Origin of the sequence: Streptomyces sp. NPDC048636, assembly GCF_040650655.1 — a bacterium.
Lineage (GTDB): Bacteria > Actinomycetota > Actinomycetes > Streptomycetales > Streptomycetaceae > Streptomyces.
On sequence record NZ_JBEZHR010000020.1, the window covers coordinates 94,861 to 107,444 of the forward strand.

At 72.1% G+C, this 12,584-nt stretch carries 9 protein-coding genes and 1 pseudogene; 4 read left to right on the forward strand and 6 right to left on the reverse strand.

The genetic code is table 11. The features are described 5' to 3' along the window. Positions 1-2 precede the first annotated feature (2 nt). From AB0C66_RS33635 to AB0C66_RS33650, 4 genes are all read right to left on the reverse strand, one after another. Positions 3-1,130 carry an acyl-CoA dehydrogenase family protein gene (locus AB0C66_RS33635; protein WP_362447520.1) on the reverse strand — a complete coding sequence of 376 codons (1,128 nt, stop codon included), beginning with the start codon at positions 1,128-1,130 and terminating at the stop codon, positions 3-5. Then, entirely contained in the window at positions 1,127-2,371 is a 1,245-nt protein-coding gene (locus AB0C66_RS33640; RefSeq protein WP_362447523.1) for an acyl-CoA dehydrogenase family protein, read from the reverse strand. The genes AB0C66_RS33635 and AB0C66_RS33640 overlap by 4 nt, the downstream gene beginning before the upstream one ends. Before the next feature lie 265 nt (positions 2,372-2,636). Further along, complete coding sequence (locus AB0C66_RS33645) at positions 2,637-3,071, reverse strand: thioesterase family protein (RefSeq protein WP_362447526.1); 435 nt, start codon at positions 3,069-3,071, stop codon at positions 2,637-2,639. Between the two features lie 124 nt (positions 3,072-3,195). Then, the gene (locus AB0C66_RS33650) at positions 3,196-5,763 is read right to left on the reverse strand and encodes a LuxR C-terminal-related transcriptional regulator (RefSeq protein WP_362447529.1); all 2,568 of its coding nucleotides are present in this window, start codon (positions 5,761-5,763) and stop codon (positions 3,196-3,198) included. A gap of 191 nt (positions 5,764-5,954) precedes the next feature. Between AB0C66_RS33650 and AB0C66_RS33655 the strand changes: the two are divergent. Together AB0C66_RS33655 and AB0C66_RS33660 are read left to right on the forward strand one after the other, a co-directional pair. Continuing rightward, positions 5,955-6,221, forward strand: a pseudogene (locus AB0C66_RS33655) (MFS transporter); the annotation flags it as partial. A gap of 101 nt (positions 6,222-6,322) precedes the next feature. Continuing rightward, the gene (locus AB0C66_RS33660; RefSeq protein WP_362447532.1) at positions 6,323-7,531 is read left to right on the forward strand and encodes a hypothetical protein; all 1,209 of its coding nucleotides are present in this window, start codon (positions 6,323-6,325) and stop codon (positions 7,529-7,531) included. A 143-nt stretch (positions 7,532-7,674) separates the two neighbouring features. On the opposite strand, the gene AB0C66_RS33665 is transcribed toward AB0C66_RS33660, so the two are convergent. Continuing rightward, the gene (locus tag AB0C66_RS33665) at positions 7,675-10,014 is read right to left on the reverse strand and encodes an excinuclease ABC subunit UvrA (protein ID WP_362447535.1); all 2,340 of its coding nucleotides are present in this window, start codon (positions 10,012-10,014) and stop codon (positions 7,675-7,677) included. A 160-nt stretch (positions 10,015-10,174) separates the two neighbouring features. On the opposite strand from AB0C66_RS33665, the gene AB0C66_RS33670 reads away from it, so the two are divergent. Together AB0C66_RS33670 and AB0C66_RS33675 are read left to right on the forward strand one after the other, a co-directional pair. Further along, a complete protein-coding gene (locus tag AB0C66_RS33670; RefSeq protein ID WP_362447538.1) occupies positions 10,175-10,906 on the forward strand; it encodes a MerR family transcriptional regulator in 732 nt (243 codons plus the stop codon). Positions 10,907-10,962: 56 nt separating this feature from the next. Continuing rightward, positions 10,963-11,445, forward strand: coding sequence for a VOC family protein (locus AB0C66_RS33675; RefSeq protein ID WP_362447541.1), 483 nt, complete (start codon positions 10,963-10,965; stop codon positions 11,443-11,445). A gap of 95 nt (positions 11,446-11,540) precedes the next feature. Here AB0C66_RS33675 and AB0C66_RS33680 read toward each other — a convergent pair whose 3' ends face one another. Beyond that, positions 11,541-12,524 (reverse strand): threonine/serine dehydratase, encoded by a 984-nt coding sequence (locus AB0C66_RS33680; protein ID WP_362447544.1) that lies wholly within the window; start codon positions 12,522-12,524, stop codon positions 11,541-11,543. Positions 12,525-12,584: the final 60 nt, after the last annotated feature.

A 12,584-nucleotide genomic window follows, 5' to 3' on the forward strand; every position in this document is an offset into this window, starting at 1 on the left:
CCTCAGACGGCGGGCGGCAGATCCACCAGCGGCGCCAGCAGCGACCGGTGCCGGTCCGCCGTGCCCAGCGCGAGCGCGGAGCTCTTGGCCCGCTTCAGATACAGATGCACCGGGTGCTCCCAGGTGAAGCCGATCCCGCCGTGCAGTTGCAGCGCGGCCTCGGCGGTCTCCACCACCGCCTCCGAGACGAACGCCTGCGCCAGTGACGCCTCCAGCGCGACCGTCGGCGAACCGGCGTCCAGCGCGGCGACCGCGTTACGGGCCACCGCCCGCGCCTGCGAGACCAGGCCGTACAGATCGGCCAGCCGGTGCTTCACCGCCTGGAACGAACCGACCGGCCTGCCGAACTGATGGCGCTCCTTCACATACGCCACCGTGGTCGTCAGACACCATTCGGCCACCCCGAGTTGCTCGGACGCCAGCAGCGCCGCCCCGGTGGTGAGCGCCACCTTCAGTACGCGTACCGCCTCGTCCCCGAGGGCCACCGGCGTGGCGGGCGCCGAACGCAGCGCGATATCCGCCAGTGGCCGGGTGAGGTCCAGCGAACGGCGCGGGGTCAGCGCCACGGTGTCGCCCGCGGCGGCGAGGTCCACCAGATACAGACCGGGGCCCGCCGCACCGGTGGCCGGAACCAGCAGCACCCGCGCGGGCAGGGCGTCGGCGACGCTGGTCACCGTACCGTCGAGAGTGGAACCGCCGAGCCGCACCGCGTCGGGGAAGGGCAGCCCGGGGCCGGTGGAGAACGGCACGGCCAGTGCCGCGGCCCGCCGGCCCGCGGCCACCTCGGGCAGCACCCGGGCCTCGTCCGCCGCCATCAGAGCGGCCGTCACCAGCACACTGCTGCCGAGGTACGGCACCGGTGCCACCGCCCGGCCCAGCTCCTCGAGGACCACGGCAGTCTCCCGCCAGCCCGCGCCCGCGCCGCCGCACTCCTCGGGCACGCTCAGCCCCGTCACCCCCAACTCGGCGCCGAGCGCGCCCCACAGCTTGGTGTCGTACGGCTCGTCGCCCTCGACCCGGGTGAGCAGCGCATCGGTCGGGCAGCGGTCGGCGAGCAGGGCGCGCAGCGGCAGCCGCAGCTCGTCCTCGACCTCGTTGTACAGCAGATCGGCTGCGGGCTCGGTGCTCACCTGGGGAGCTCCTTCCACGGGATGGTCTTGTCGGTGCGGGGCTCCGGGGGCAGTCCGAGCACCCGCTCGGCGATCACATTGCGCAGCACCTCCGTGGTGCCGCCCTCGATCGAATTCCCCTTCGTCCGCAGATAGAAGAAGCCGAACGAGCGGGTGGAGAAGTCGTCGTCGGGCTCCGGCCGCCGGAAGGTCCAGTCGTCGTAGCCGAGCCCCTCCTCCCCGAGGAGGTCCAGGGCCAGCCCGGACATCCGCTGGTTGAGACCGGCGAACGCGATCTTCGCGGCGGAGCCCTCCGGGCCCGGCTGCCCGGCGGCCAGCTGCTGGCGCAGCCGCTCCGCGGTCAGCCGCAGCGCCTCCGCGTCCACCCAGGCGCGCAGCACCGAGGAGTGCAGTCCGGAGGTGCGCAGTTCGGGCCGCTCGCGCCAGAGCCGGGCAAGCCCGCCGGCCAGACCGCCCTCGCGTGGCATCGCCCCGGCGCCGATGGCGACCCGCTCGTTCATCAGCGTGCCGGACGCCACCTTCCAGCCGTCGCCGACCGCACCCACCCGGTGGCTGTCCGGGATCCGTACATCGGTGAGGAACACCTCGTTGAACTCCGCCTCACCGGTGGCCTGGCGCAGCGGCCGCACCTCGACCCCGGGGGCCCGCATATCGAGCAGGAAATAGCTCAGCCCCTGGTGCTTGGGCAGTTCGGGTTGGGTCCTGGCGACCAGCAGCCCCCAGTGCGCCTCATGCGCCACCGAGGTCCACACCTTCTGGCCGTTGACCACCCAGTCGCCGTCGGTCCCGTCCCGCTCCGCGCGGGTGGCAAGCGCCGCCAGATCGGAACCGGCGCCCGGCTCGCTGAAGAGCTGACACCACACCTCCTGGCGGGTGAACAGCGGCCGCAGGAACCGCTTCCGCTGCGCCTCGTCGCCGAAGGCGAGCAGCACCGGGGCGGCCATGCCGAGACCGATGGTGTGCAGCCCCGGGGGACGCGGCGGCGCGCCCGCGGCCGTGAGCTCGTCGTCCACCACGGACTGGAGGGCGCGCGGTGCGTTCAGCCCCCCGTGTCCGGGCGGGAAGTGCACCCAGGCGAGCCCGGCGTCGAACAGCGCGCCCAGGAACTCCACCGGGTCGGTCGTGGCCGGGTCATGGGCGGAGACGACGGTGCGGACGGCCGACCTGAGCTCGTCGGCCGTCCATGTCCGGTCCGTCCGTTTCTCCGTCCGCGCGCCGCGCGCCGGTTGTGCTGATGCCATGCGGATTGCCTTTCGACAGGAGCGGGCGCCGGGCCCGAAGGACCGGCACGCTGATCCGGTGTGGACCCGCGTCCGCCCCCGGGAGCCTCCGCTTCGGCCCCGCTCGGGGGCGGAGCGGGATGCCCCTGGCCGGACTGACACCGCCGGGGCTCGCGGCCCGGGTTCCGTCCCCACGGCCCGGCCGCCACGTCCAGTCGACCACCGTCCCGCACCACGGCGAAGAGTGAGCGCTACTCCATCGTGGCCATCCGCCGGAAGGTGTACGTCACTCCCAGGGGTCCAGGTCCACGACCGCCTTCCGGGCCGCCTCCAGTAGCGGATCCGGCATCGGGACCGCCTTGCGCGCCACGGTGTCCATATGCACCCCCGTCAGCACGGTCACCGCGCAGACCTCACCGGTGACCGCGTGTTCCATCCGGTGGCAGAACCGCACCACCTTGCTCCTCACCTCCAGGAACGCCGAGCGGACCACCACGGTGTCCCCGGCGCGCAGCTCCCGCCGGTAGGAGATCCGCTGGTCCACCGCGGCGGTGCCACGGCCCTCGGAGCGCAGATAGTCCGGGGTCAGACCGATGGAGGCCATCAACTGCCAGGTGGCCTCGTCGAACTTGCCCACGTACCACATGACATTCATGTGTCCCATGTGGTCGCAGTGCCAGGGGTACACCGTGCCCCGGTAGGTGACCGCCAACTCCGTCATACCTGTCCGTCTCCCTGCTCCGCCGTGCCGATCAGCACACGCTAGGGGATGCGCGGTGCGCGGCGCTGAGCAACGGCTACTCCATCGCGTCTCCGCCCCGGGAACACCGCGGACACCACGGGGGTCAGGCGGGCAGCAGGGTGCTCAGCTCACGCCGGTCGCCGACCCCCAGCTTCTGATACACGCGGTACAGGGTGTTGCCGACCGTACGCGGCGAGACCACCAGCCGGGCCGCGATCTCCTTGTCCGTGAGGCCCCGCGCGGCCAGCGCCGCCACCGTGCGCTCCCGTGGCGACAGCGTCGGCCCCTCGCCCAGGAAGTACAACGGGGGAGTGATCACCTCACCGCAGCCGCGCAGCAGCGCACGGGCCTCGGTGGTGGCCGCGGTGGCCGCCCGGGCCCGGCCCGCGCGCCGCTGGAGCCGGGCCAGCTCCGCGTACCCCTCGGCCGCGTACAGCTGCGCCCCGCAGTCGGCCAGGGCCCGGCAGACCCGGCCCAGCGTCCGTTCGTCGCCGGCGGACACCGCGCGGACGTAGTGCAGCCGGGCGTGCAGATACGGACCCTGCACCGGAAGGTCGTCATGGATGGCCGGATGCGCGGCCACGCCCAGCCGGGCGCTCTCGTGCAGTGCCACCACCGCGTCCCCGTAGGCGGATTCGGCCAGTGCCTCGTCGACGGCGGCCGCCAGCAGCCGTGCCGCCGCCACCTGGTCGCCGTCGCGGTGTGCCAGCCGGGCCCGGGCCAGCGCCAGCGCGCTGGCATGCGGGCCCGGCTCCATATCGCACAGCGTGTCCTGGGCCGGTGCGGGCCCGGAGCGGCCGGGCACGGTGGGCAGACCGCCACGCACCAGCGCGGCACAGATACGGGCCTGGTCCTGCCACGCCTGCCAGCCCACCTGGTACGCGGCGGTGAAGCTCACGTAGGGCAGGGCCTCGCGCAGTCTGCCGCGCTCGTGGAGTGCCCAGCCCAGCGCCAGTCCGAGCTGGGCGTCGACCCGGACCTGGTGTCCCTTGGCCGCCGCCAGATACGCCGTGGTGAGCAGGGACTCGGCCTCCTCCAGACGCCCCGTGTACAGCAGCGCCATGGCGTACATCTCGTCCAGCCAGCCACGGTCGCACCGCTTGGCCGTCCCGGCGCCGAAGAGTTCGTGGTGGAGCGCGAGCGCGTCCAGCGGGCGGCCCCGGCGGCACAGCGTGGCCATGGCCAGCAGCGCGGCCTCGGTGGTGTGCGCGCGGGAGCGCCGGTCGTGCGGAGGCACCGCGGTGGGCGTACGGCGGAACCGGCCCCGGAAGTACGCGGCCATCCCTTCGGCGGCCTCCCGCTGCCCCGCGGGCAGCCGCGCCGTCAACGACTCGGCCTCGCGGTAGCGGCCCTGGAGGATCAGCGCGCGGGCCGCGATCGGCTCCAGCCGGGCCCCGATCTCCTCACCGCCGGGCCCGCCCTTCGCCTCGGCCCCCAGTCGGCGGAGGGCCTCGAACTCCGCCTCCGCCAGCAGCACCCGGCCGAGCAACTCGGCCGCGTCCGCGGTGCGGTAGGTGCGCCACGCGGCGCGCGCCAGCCGTGCGGCGAGGGGCAGTTCATGGGTGCGCGAGGCATGGCGGACGGCGTCCAGCAGCACCCGTTCCACCGGTACGCGGCCGGTGTCCAGCTGCCACCGGGCCACCGTCACCCACTCCGCGGGCCGGGCGTCGCCGCGTTCCTGGAGCGCCGCGGCCCAGATGTCCAGCCAGTGTCCGCTGCGCAGCGGCGCCGCCTCCTGCCGCAGCACATGGCCCAGATAGGGGTGGCGGACGGTCACCGTGGACACCGGCCGCACGGCCTGCCCGCCACCGTCGCCGACCGTCCGGATCAGCCCCCGGTCCTCCAGTGCGAGCAGGGCGTGCAGTCCGACGACGTCCTCCAAGACCTCCAGCCGTGCCGGTTCGGCGAGCGCGATCAACCGAAGGGTGTCGCGCTGCGCATCGGCCAGGGTGTCGAGGTCCTGGGCCACCAGCTCGCGCAGGGCGCTGGAGACCGGGACCGCGTCCTCGGCCAGCTGCCAGTGGTCGCCCTCCGGCGTCAGCAGCCGCTGTGCGATCGCGGCCCGCAGCAGCTCCCGCAGCAGCAGCGGATTCCCGGCCGACATCGCGGCGAACCGGATCACACTGGACCGGGTCAGCCGGTCGCCCGTCATCGCCGCCGCCAGCCGCCGGGTCGCCACCGCGTCCAGCGGGGCCAGCTCCAGCCTGGTCAGCCACCCGTCCTTCCAGAGCGTGTGCAGCCGGGGATCGGCCCGGTCGGTGTCGCCGGTGACCAGCAGTCCGACCGTGCCGCGCGCCGCGATCCGGAGCACCGCGGCCACCCCGTCGCGGGACAGCTGCGCGGCGTCGTCGATACACACCACCCGTGGGCCGCGCGCGGTCCGGCGCAGCAGCCGCGGCAGCTCGTCCGGAGCGTCGGCGGCCGTGATCCATTCGACCCCCGGCACCATCGCGCCGATCTCCTGCGCCAGCCGGGTCTTTCCCACCCCGGGGCCACCGGTGATCCAGACACCGCCGCCGGAAGCACCGTTCAACGCGCCCAGTGCCAGGGCGAGTTCGCGCTCACGACCGGCCAGGGGCGGACGCCCGGACACCACCGGGCCGAGCGGTCCCGGTGCGGGTGCGGGAGCGGGGGAGAACGGGGACGCCGCCACGTGCACGGCTGAAGTCATGCTGCCTCTTTCGAACTATCCAGAGAGCCATCAGCCTCTGCCACCGCCGGGGCCACCGCATCCGTAGAACTACCGGTGCGAGCGACCGGTGGCCACCTCCTGCCCACGGGCCCGGAACGGACTCAGCCACGCGACCGCCGGTGCGCCGCGAGCTCCCGCGTGACACAGCCGCGCCCCGACGCCGTCATCTGGCCCTGTTCGCGGTGCGCCACCGGGAGGCGCCGGAGCGGCTGCGCGGCCGGATCGTCACCACCGGGGCCAGTCTGAAGATCACCGGGTTCGCCCTCGGGGCGGGGCTGGCCGGGCCGATCGCCGTCCGGTCCCTCTCCGGGGCGCTGCTGACCGCCGCCGGATTCGGGGTGCTCGCGGCCCTCGTCCACACCTTGATGTCCGGTGGCTCCCGGTCGGGTGGCGCGCCGGACGCGCGGAGGCGCCGGAAAGTTCTTACGAGACCCTGACATGGCCGTCGTTCACCCCCGTCCCGCACCCCCGTCCGGCCACTCTGGCGGGGCGTGCCACTACCCCCGGTGGCCTTGGAGAGCAGAACGAGGAGTCCCGCGTGAGCAGGCATAAGTCAAGGTTCAGGACGAAGCTGACGGCGGTCGGCGCCGGACTTCTCGCCACGGCGGGCGTGGCCACCACGATGTCCATCGCCTCGGCAGGGGAATCGGCGGAGTCCGGGAGTGGCCGGACGGTACGGGCCGGGGCCGACCACGCCGTCTTCGTACAGGGCAACGAACTCGACGGGAACACCATCCATGTGTTCCGGCGCGGCGACGACGGCGGCCTGACCCCGGCGGGCCGCTACGCCACCGGTGGCCGCGGCGGCAACCAGACCGACGCGCCCACCGACTCGCTCGCCTCCCAGGGCTCCCTGGTCTACGACGACCGGTCCGGACTGCTGCTCGCGGTCAACGCGGGCAGTGGCACCGTGACGTCCTTCCGGGTCAAGGGCGAGAAGCTGATGGACCGGCGGGTGGTGCGCTCCGGAGGGAAGTTCCCGTCCGGTATCGCGGTGTCCGGCAGGCTGGCGTATGTGATGAACGCGGGCGGGAAGGGCAGTGTCCAGGGGTTCAGGATCGGTGCGCGGGGCCTGACCCCGCTGCACGGCTCGAAGCGTTCGCTGGGTCTGGACAACGAGGACGTACCGCTGTTCACCAGCTCCCCGGGGCAGGCCGGATTCACCCCGGACGGCAAGGCGCTGGTCGTCACCACCAAGGCCGCGAACACCATCGAGGTCTTCCCGATGCGGCGCGGTGGCGTTCCCAGCCGGAAACCGGTGGTCAACCGCTCCGCCAGCGGTGTCCCGTTCGCGTTCACCTTCGGCACCGGCGGGCGGATGCTGGTGGCGGAGGCCGAGAAGTCGACCGTCACCACCTATCGGGTACGTGAGGACGGCACCCTGAAGACCGTGCAACGGCCCCTGTCCAACGGGCAGGACACCCTGTGCTGGCTGGAGCGCGCGGGAAAGTTCTTCTACGGTGGCAACACCGGCAACTCGACGGTCTCCGGCTACCGCGAGAGCGCCGGGGGCAAGCTCGAACTCACCAATGACGTCGGCATCGCCACCCCGCCGTCCGCGAAGTCCCAAGGTGTCATCGACCTCGCGGTGACCCGCGACGGCTCCTTCCTCTACGTCCAGAACGCCACCTCCGGAACGGTGGACGGCTTCCGGGTGGGCGAGAAGGGCTCCCTCACCAAGGTCACCACCGCGAAGGACCTCCCCGCGTTCGGCGAGTCCGGTATGGAGGGCATCGTCGCGAGGTGACGCCCTCTCCATGATCTGGTGCCCCCGAGCGGAATCCCCCACGGCTCGGGGGCACCGTTGTTCTGGGCAGAGCGCCACCATCGGGCCGGTGCCGCAGTTCTTCACCTCGGTGCCGCTGTGGCCTACGGCGATGCCACCGGTGGCTAGCCGCGCCCGGTGTACGCGCGCAGATGGCGCGCGGTCAGGGTGGTCCCGGTGTCGACCAGCTCGGCCGGGGTACCGGTGAACACCACCTGGCCGCCGTCGTGTCCGGCACCCGGACCGAGGTCCACGATCCAGTCGGCGTGGGCCATCACGGCCTGGTGGTGCTCGATCACGATGACCGTGTTGCCGTCGTCCACCAGCCGGTCCAGCAGTTCCAGCAGCTGGTCCACATCGGCCAGATGGAGTCCGGTGGTCGGCTCGTCCAGGATGTAGGTCGTCCCGTTCCTGGCCATGTGGATGGCCAGTTTGAGCCGCTGGCGTTCGCCGCCGGACAGGGTGGACAGCGGCTGGCCGAGCCCGAGATAGCCGAGCCCCACCGCGAGCAGCCGGTCCAGGATCACCCGGGCGTGGCCGGTGGTGAAGAAGTCACGGGCCTCGGTCACCGGCATCGCCAGGACCTCGCTGATGTCCTTCCCGCGCAGCCGGTACGCCAGTACCTCCGGCCGGAACCGCTTGCCCCCGCACTCCTCGCACACCGACGCCACCTCGGCCATCATGCCGAGATCGGTGTAGATCAGCCCGATGCCCTTGCAAGCGGGGCACGCACCCTCGGAGTTGGCGCTGAACAGGCCCGGCCGCACCCGGTTGGCCTTGGCGAACGCCGCCCGGACCGGATCCAGCAGCCCGGTGTAGGTGGCAGGGTTGCTGCGGCGGGAGCCACGGATCGCCGACTGGTCCGCCACGACCACGCCCTCGCGCCCGGTCAGCGAGCCATGGATGAGCGAGCTCTTACCGGATCCGGCGACACCGGTGACCACGGTGAGCACCCCCAGCGGGATGTCCACACTCACCTCGCGCAGATTGTGCGTCCGCGCACCCCGGATCGGGAGGTGTCCGGCCGGCTGCCGCGCCTTCTCCCGCAGCGGGACCCGGCGGTCCAGGCAGCGCCCGGTCAGGGTGTCCGAGCCGCGCAGTCCGGCCAGGTCGCCCGCGTAGGTGACACGCCCTCCGGCGGCGCCCGCCCCGGGGCCGAGATCCACCACATGGTCGGCTATCCGGATGGTCTCCGGTTTGTGCTCCACCACGAGCACCGTGTTGCCCTTGTCGCGCAGCCGCAACAGCAGCCCGTTCATCCGCTCGATGTCATGGGGATGCAGCCCCACCGTGGGCTCGTCGAACACATAGGTGACATCGGTGAGGGCGGAACCGAGATGGCGGACCATCCGGACCCGCTGCGCCTCACCGCCGGAGAGCGTGCCGGACTCCCGGTCCAGGCTCAGATAGCCCAGACCGATTTCCACCAGGGAGTCCAGCGTCTCCCGCAGGGTCTCCAGAACCGGTCCGACGGAGGTGTCCGCGAGGGACCGGACGAACACGGCCAGATCGCTGATCTGGAGCGCCGAACAGTCCGCGATCGAACGGCCGTCGATCAGACAGGACCGGGCCGTCTCGTTCAGCCGGGTGCCGTGGCAGTCCGGGCACACGGTGAACGCGACCGCCCGGTCGGCGAACGCCCGCGTCCGGGGCTGCATCGACTCCCGGTCCTTGGCCAGATAGAGCCTGCGCACCTTGGTGACCAGGCCCTCGTAGGTGAGCTGTTGTGAACCGGCCTTGATCTTGGTGGCGGGCTTATGGAGGAAGTCCTCCCATTCCCCGGGGGTGTAGTCCTTGAGCTTGCGGTCGGGGTCGAACAGGCCGGACTGTGCCATCACCTGCCAGTACCAGCTGTCCACCGCGAACCCGGGGACGGTGATCGCCCCCTCCTTCAACGACAGCTCCTGGTCGACCAGTTGGGCGATGTCGATGTCGGACACCCGGCCCAGCCCCTCGCACGCCGGACACATCCCCTCGGGTGTGTTGAAGCTGAAGGCCATCGGCGGACCGACCGCGGGGGAGCCGATCCGGCTGTACAGGATCCGCAGCAGGGTGTGGGCGTCGGTGGCGGTGCCCACGGTGGAACGGGAGTTGGCGCCCATCCGTTCCTGGTCCACGATGATGGCGGCACTCAGATTGCGCAGCGCGTCCACATCGGGACGGGCCTGGGACGGCATGAAGTTCTGGACGAACGCCGTGTAGGTCTCATTGATCAGCCGCCGCGACTCCGCGGCGATGGTGTCGAACACCAGCGAGGACTTACCGGATCCGGAGACCCCGGTGAACACGGTGAGCCGCCGCTTGGGGAGGTCGAGGGAGACACCGGTGAGGTTGTTCTCCCGGGCGCCGCGTACCTGGATCAGGTCATGGTTGTCGGCGTCGGTGCGGTCCGGGGCGGGGAGCACCGGGGCCGCTGTCGGCCGAGGGCAGGGGGAAGGGACGGAGTGGTCGTGGCTGAGCTCCATGGCTTCAAGTGTTTCATTGAACTACTCGTGGAGGGTTGGGCAGTTGCGGGGCCGTACATCCCGCAGTGCGCCTCAAGGAAGTGGCGGGATAACCTTCAACTCACCGTGAAGCCCGAGCCATCAAGCCCTGACAGCCGAGCCGCGCCGGGAGGCCGTGTCCATGAGCGCTCAGCACACCGCACTGCGCCCGATCGATCTGGCACGTCTGGTGGGCATCTCCACCCAGCAGATCCGCAACTACGTCGACGCGGGCATCCTCCCCCCGGCCGGGCGCACCGACTCCGGCTACCGCAGGCTCGACACCCGGCACCGCCGGGCACTGCTCACCCACCGGGCGCTGATGAAGGGGTACGGGACGGACACCGCCCGCGCGGTGATGCGCGCGGTCCACGACGACGATCTGCCGCGGGCCCTCACCCTCGTCAACGCCTCCCACGCCGCCCTCCATGAACAACGGCTCTCCCTCCAGGCCGCGGGCGAGGCGCTGGAGACGATCGCCGGGCAGTCCCCGGACGCGGAGTCGGTGCCCCGCTCGGGTCTGCGCATCGGGGAGGTCGCCGCCCGGCTCGGTGTCCGCACCTCCGCCCTGCGGGTGTGGGAGTCCTTCGGACTGCTCACCCCACAGCGCGAGCCGATCACCGCATACCGCCGCTACACCCCGGCCGACGTCCGGGACGCGCGAATGGTCAGCCTGCTGCGGCAGGGCCGCTACCCGCTGCCCCAGATCCGGCTCGTCCTGGACGGGCTGCGCCGGACGGGCAGCAGCGAGGCGCTGCGCGCCGCCATCGCCCGGCGCCACGAGGAGCTGACCCGGCGCGCCACGGCCATGCTCGAGGGCTCCGGGCGGCTGCATGACTACCTCACGGAACCTCAGGTGTCCGAGGACCGATGAGTTTGCCGGGCGGCGGCGGTCGGAAGGGGTAAACACTCCACGAGCAGGAGGCACCCATGGCCACTGACGGATTCACCACATGCCTGTGGTTCGACGGCCAGGCCGAAGAGGCGGCCCAGTTCTACGTCTCGATCTTCAAGAACTCCCGGATCGGCCGGGTCGCCCGGTACACCGAGGCCGGGCCCGGCCCCGCCGGTTCGGTGGTGACCGTTGACTTCGAGGCGAACGGCCAGAAGTTCGTCGGGCTCAACGGCGGTCCCGAGTTCACCTTCAACGAGGCCATCTCGCTCCAGATCCACTGTGCCGACCAGGAGGAGGTGGACCACTACTGGTACAAGCTCCTCGAGGGCGGCGGTGAGGAGGTGGCCTGCGGCTGGCTCAGGGACAAGTTCGGAGTGTCATGGCAGGTCGTGCCCTCCGTCCTGCTCGACATGATCACCGACGAGGATCAGGAGAAGGCCAAGCGCGCCACCGAGGCCATGCTCTCGATGAAGAAGCTGGACATCGCCACCCTGCGGAAGGCGTACGCGGGGGAGTAGCCGTGAAGGCCCACCCCGTTCGGCCCGCACCTCTAGCCCCACTCCTTTCGACTCCGCGTCGGTCCGGCAACAGACCGGCGCGGAGCCGGGTGCCGTCAGTGCGCGCGCCGGTGTACGAGATCGCCCGGGTCGGTGTTGGCGCCGCACAGCACCACGGCGATCCGCTCCCCGGGGCGGGGGACGTACGCACCGGAGGTGATGGCCGCGAGCGCGGTGGCCGCGGCGTGTTCCACCGCGAGCCTGCGGTCGTCCCACAGCGCCTGCCGCGCCGCGACGATCGCCTCATCGGGCACCAGCACGGACCGCACACTCTCCGCGCGCGCCCATTCCAGTGCCGTCGCCGACGCCCGCCGCGCCCCGAGGGAGTCCGCCGCGACCGAGTCGACCGGGACGTCGACCACCTCACCGGCCTCCAGCGCCGCGTTGAGCGCCCGGCAGCGCTCCGGCTCCACCGCGACCACCCCGACCCCGTGCTCCAGCGCCGACACCGCGACCCCGGTGAACAGACCGCCGCCACCGACCGACACCACCACGGTGTCCAGCTCCGGCAGCGCCTGGTGGATCTCCTCCATGAGCGTGCCCGCTCCGGCGGCGATCAGCGGATGGTCATAGGCATGGGACGGGAGCGCGCCGGTCTCGGCCGCGTACTTCCGCGAGGCGTCCAGCGCGTCCGCGTACTCGGTGCCCACCTGATGGACATCCGCGCCCAGCCCGCGCAGCTTGTCCACCTTCACCGCGGGGGCGGTCTCGGGTACGAACACCGCGGCGGGCACCGAGTGGCGCGCGGCCGCCCACGCACACGCCAGACCGGCGTTCCCACCCGAGGCGATCACCACACCCGCCTTCGGCAGGGTGCCCGCGTCGGCGTGGCCACGGAGGAAGGTGAACGCGCCACGGGCCTTGAAGGAGCCGGTGTGCTGGAGGAACTCCAGCGCCAGCCAGCACCGGGCCGCGCCGAGGGCCCCCTCGTCCAACGGGGCGAGCACGACGGGCCGGACCTGCCCCGCCACCTGCCGCGCGGCCGCCCGTACGTCCCTGTAGGTCACGGTCACCGGAACACCTCCTGGCTCATGGCCCATGACTCATGGCTCCGAAACACTGTATCGAACAGTGTATGTTCCGCTGTACCAGGTGTTCGC

Coding starts and splice junctions, on each gene's coding strand:
- AB0C66_RS33680 (WP_362447544.1), bottom strand. CDS start 12,524: ATGGGCCATGAGCCAGGAGGTGTTCCGGTGACCGTGACCTACAGGGAC.
- AB0C66_RS33675 (WP_362447541.1), top strand. CDS start 10,963: ATGGCCACTGACGGATTCACCACATGCCTGTGGTTCGACGGCCAGGCC.
- AB0C66_RS33670 (WP_362447538.1), top strand. CDS start 10,175: ATGAGCGCTCAGCACACCGCACTGCGCCCGATCGATCTGGCACGTCTG.
- AB0C66_RS33650 (WP_362447529.1), bottom strand. CDS start 5,763: ATGACTTCAGCCGTGCACGTGGCGGCGTCCCCGTTCTCCCCCGCTCCC.
- AB0C66_RS33665 (WP_362447535.1), bottom strand. CDS start 10,014: ATGGAGCTCAGCCACGACCACTCCGTCCCTTCCCCCTGCCCTCGGCCG.
- AB0C66_RS33640 (WP_362447523.1), bottom strand. CDS start 2,371: ATGGCATCAGCACAACCGGCGCGCGGCGCGCGGACGGAGAAACGGACG.
- AB0C66_RS33645 (WP_362447526.1), bottom strand. CDS start 3,071: ATGACGGAGTTGGCGGTCACCTACCGGGGCACGGTGTACCCCTGGCAC.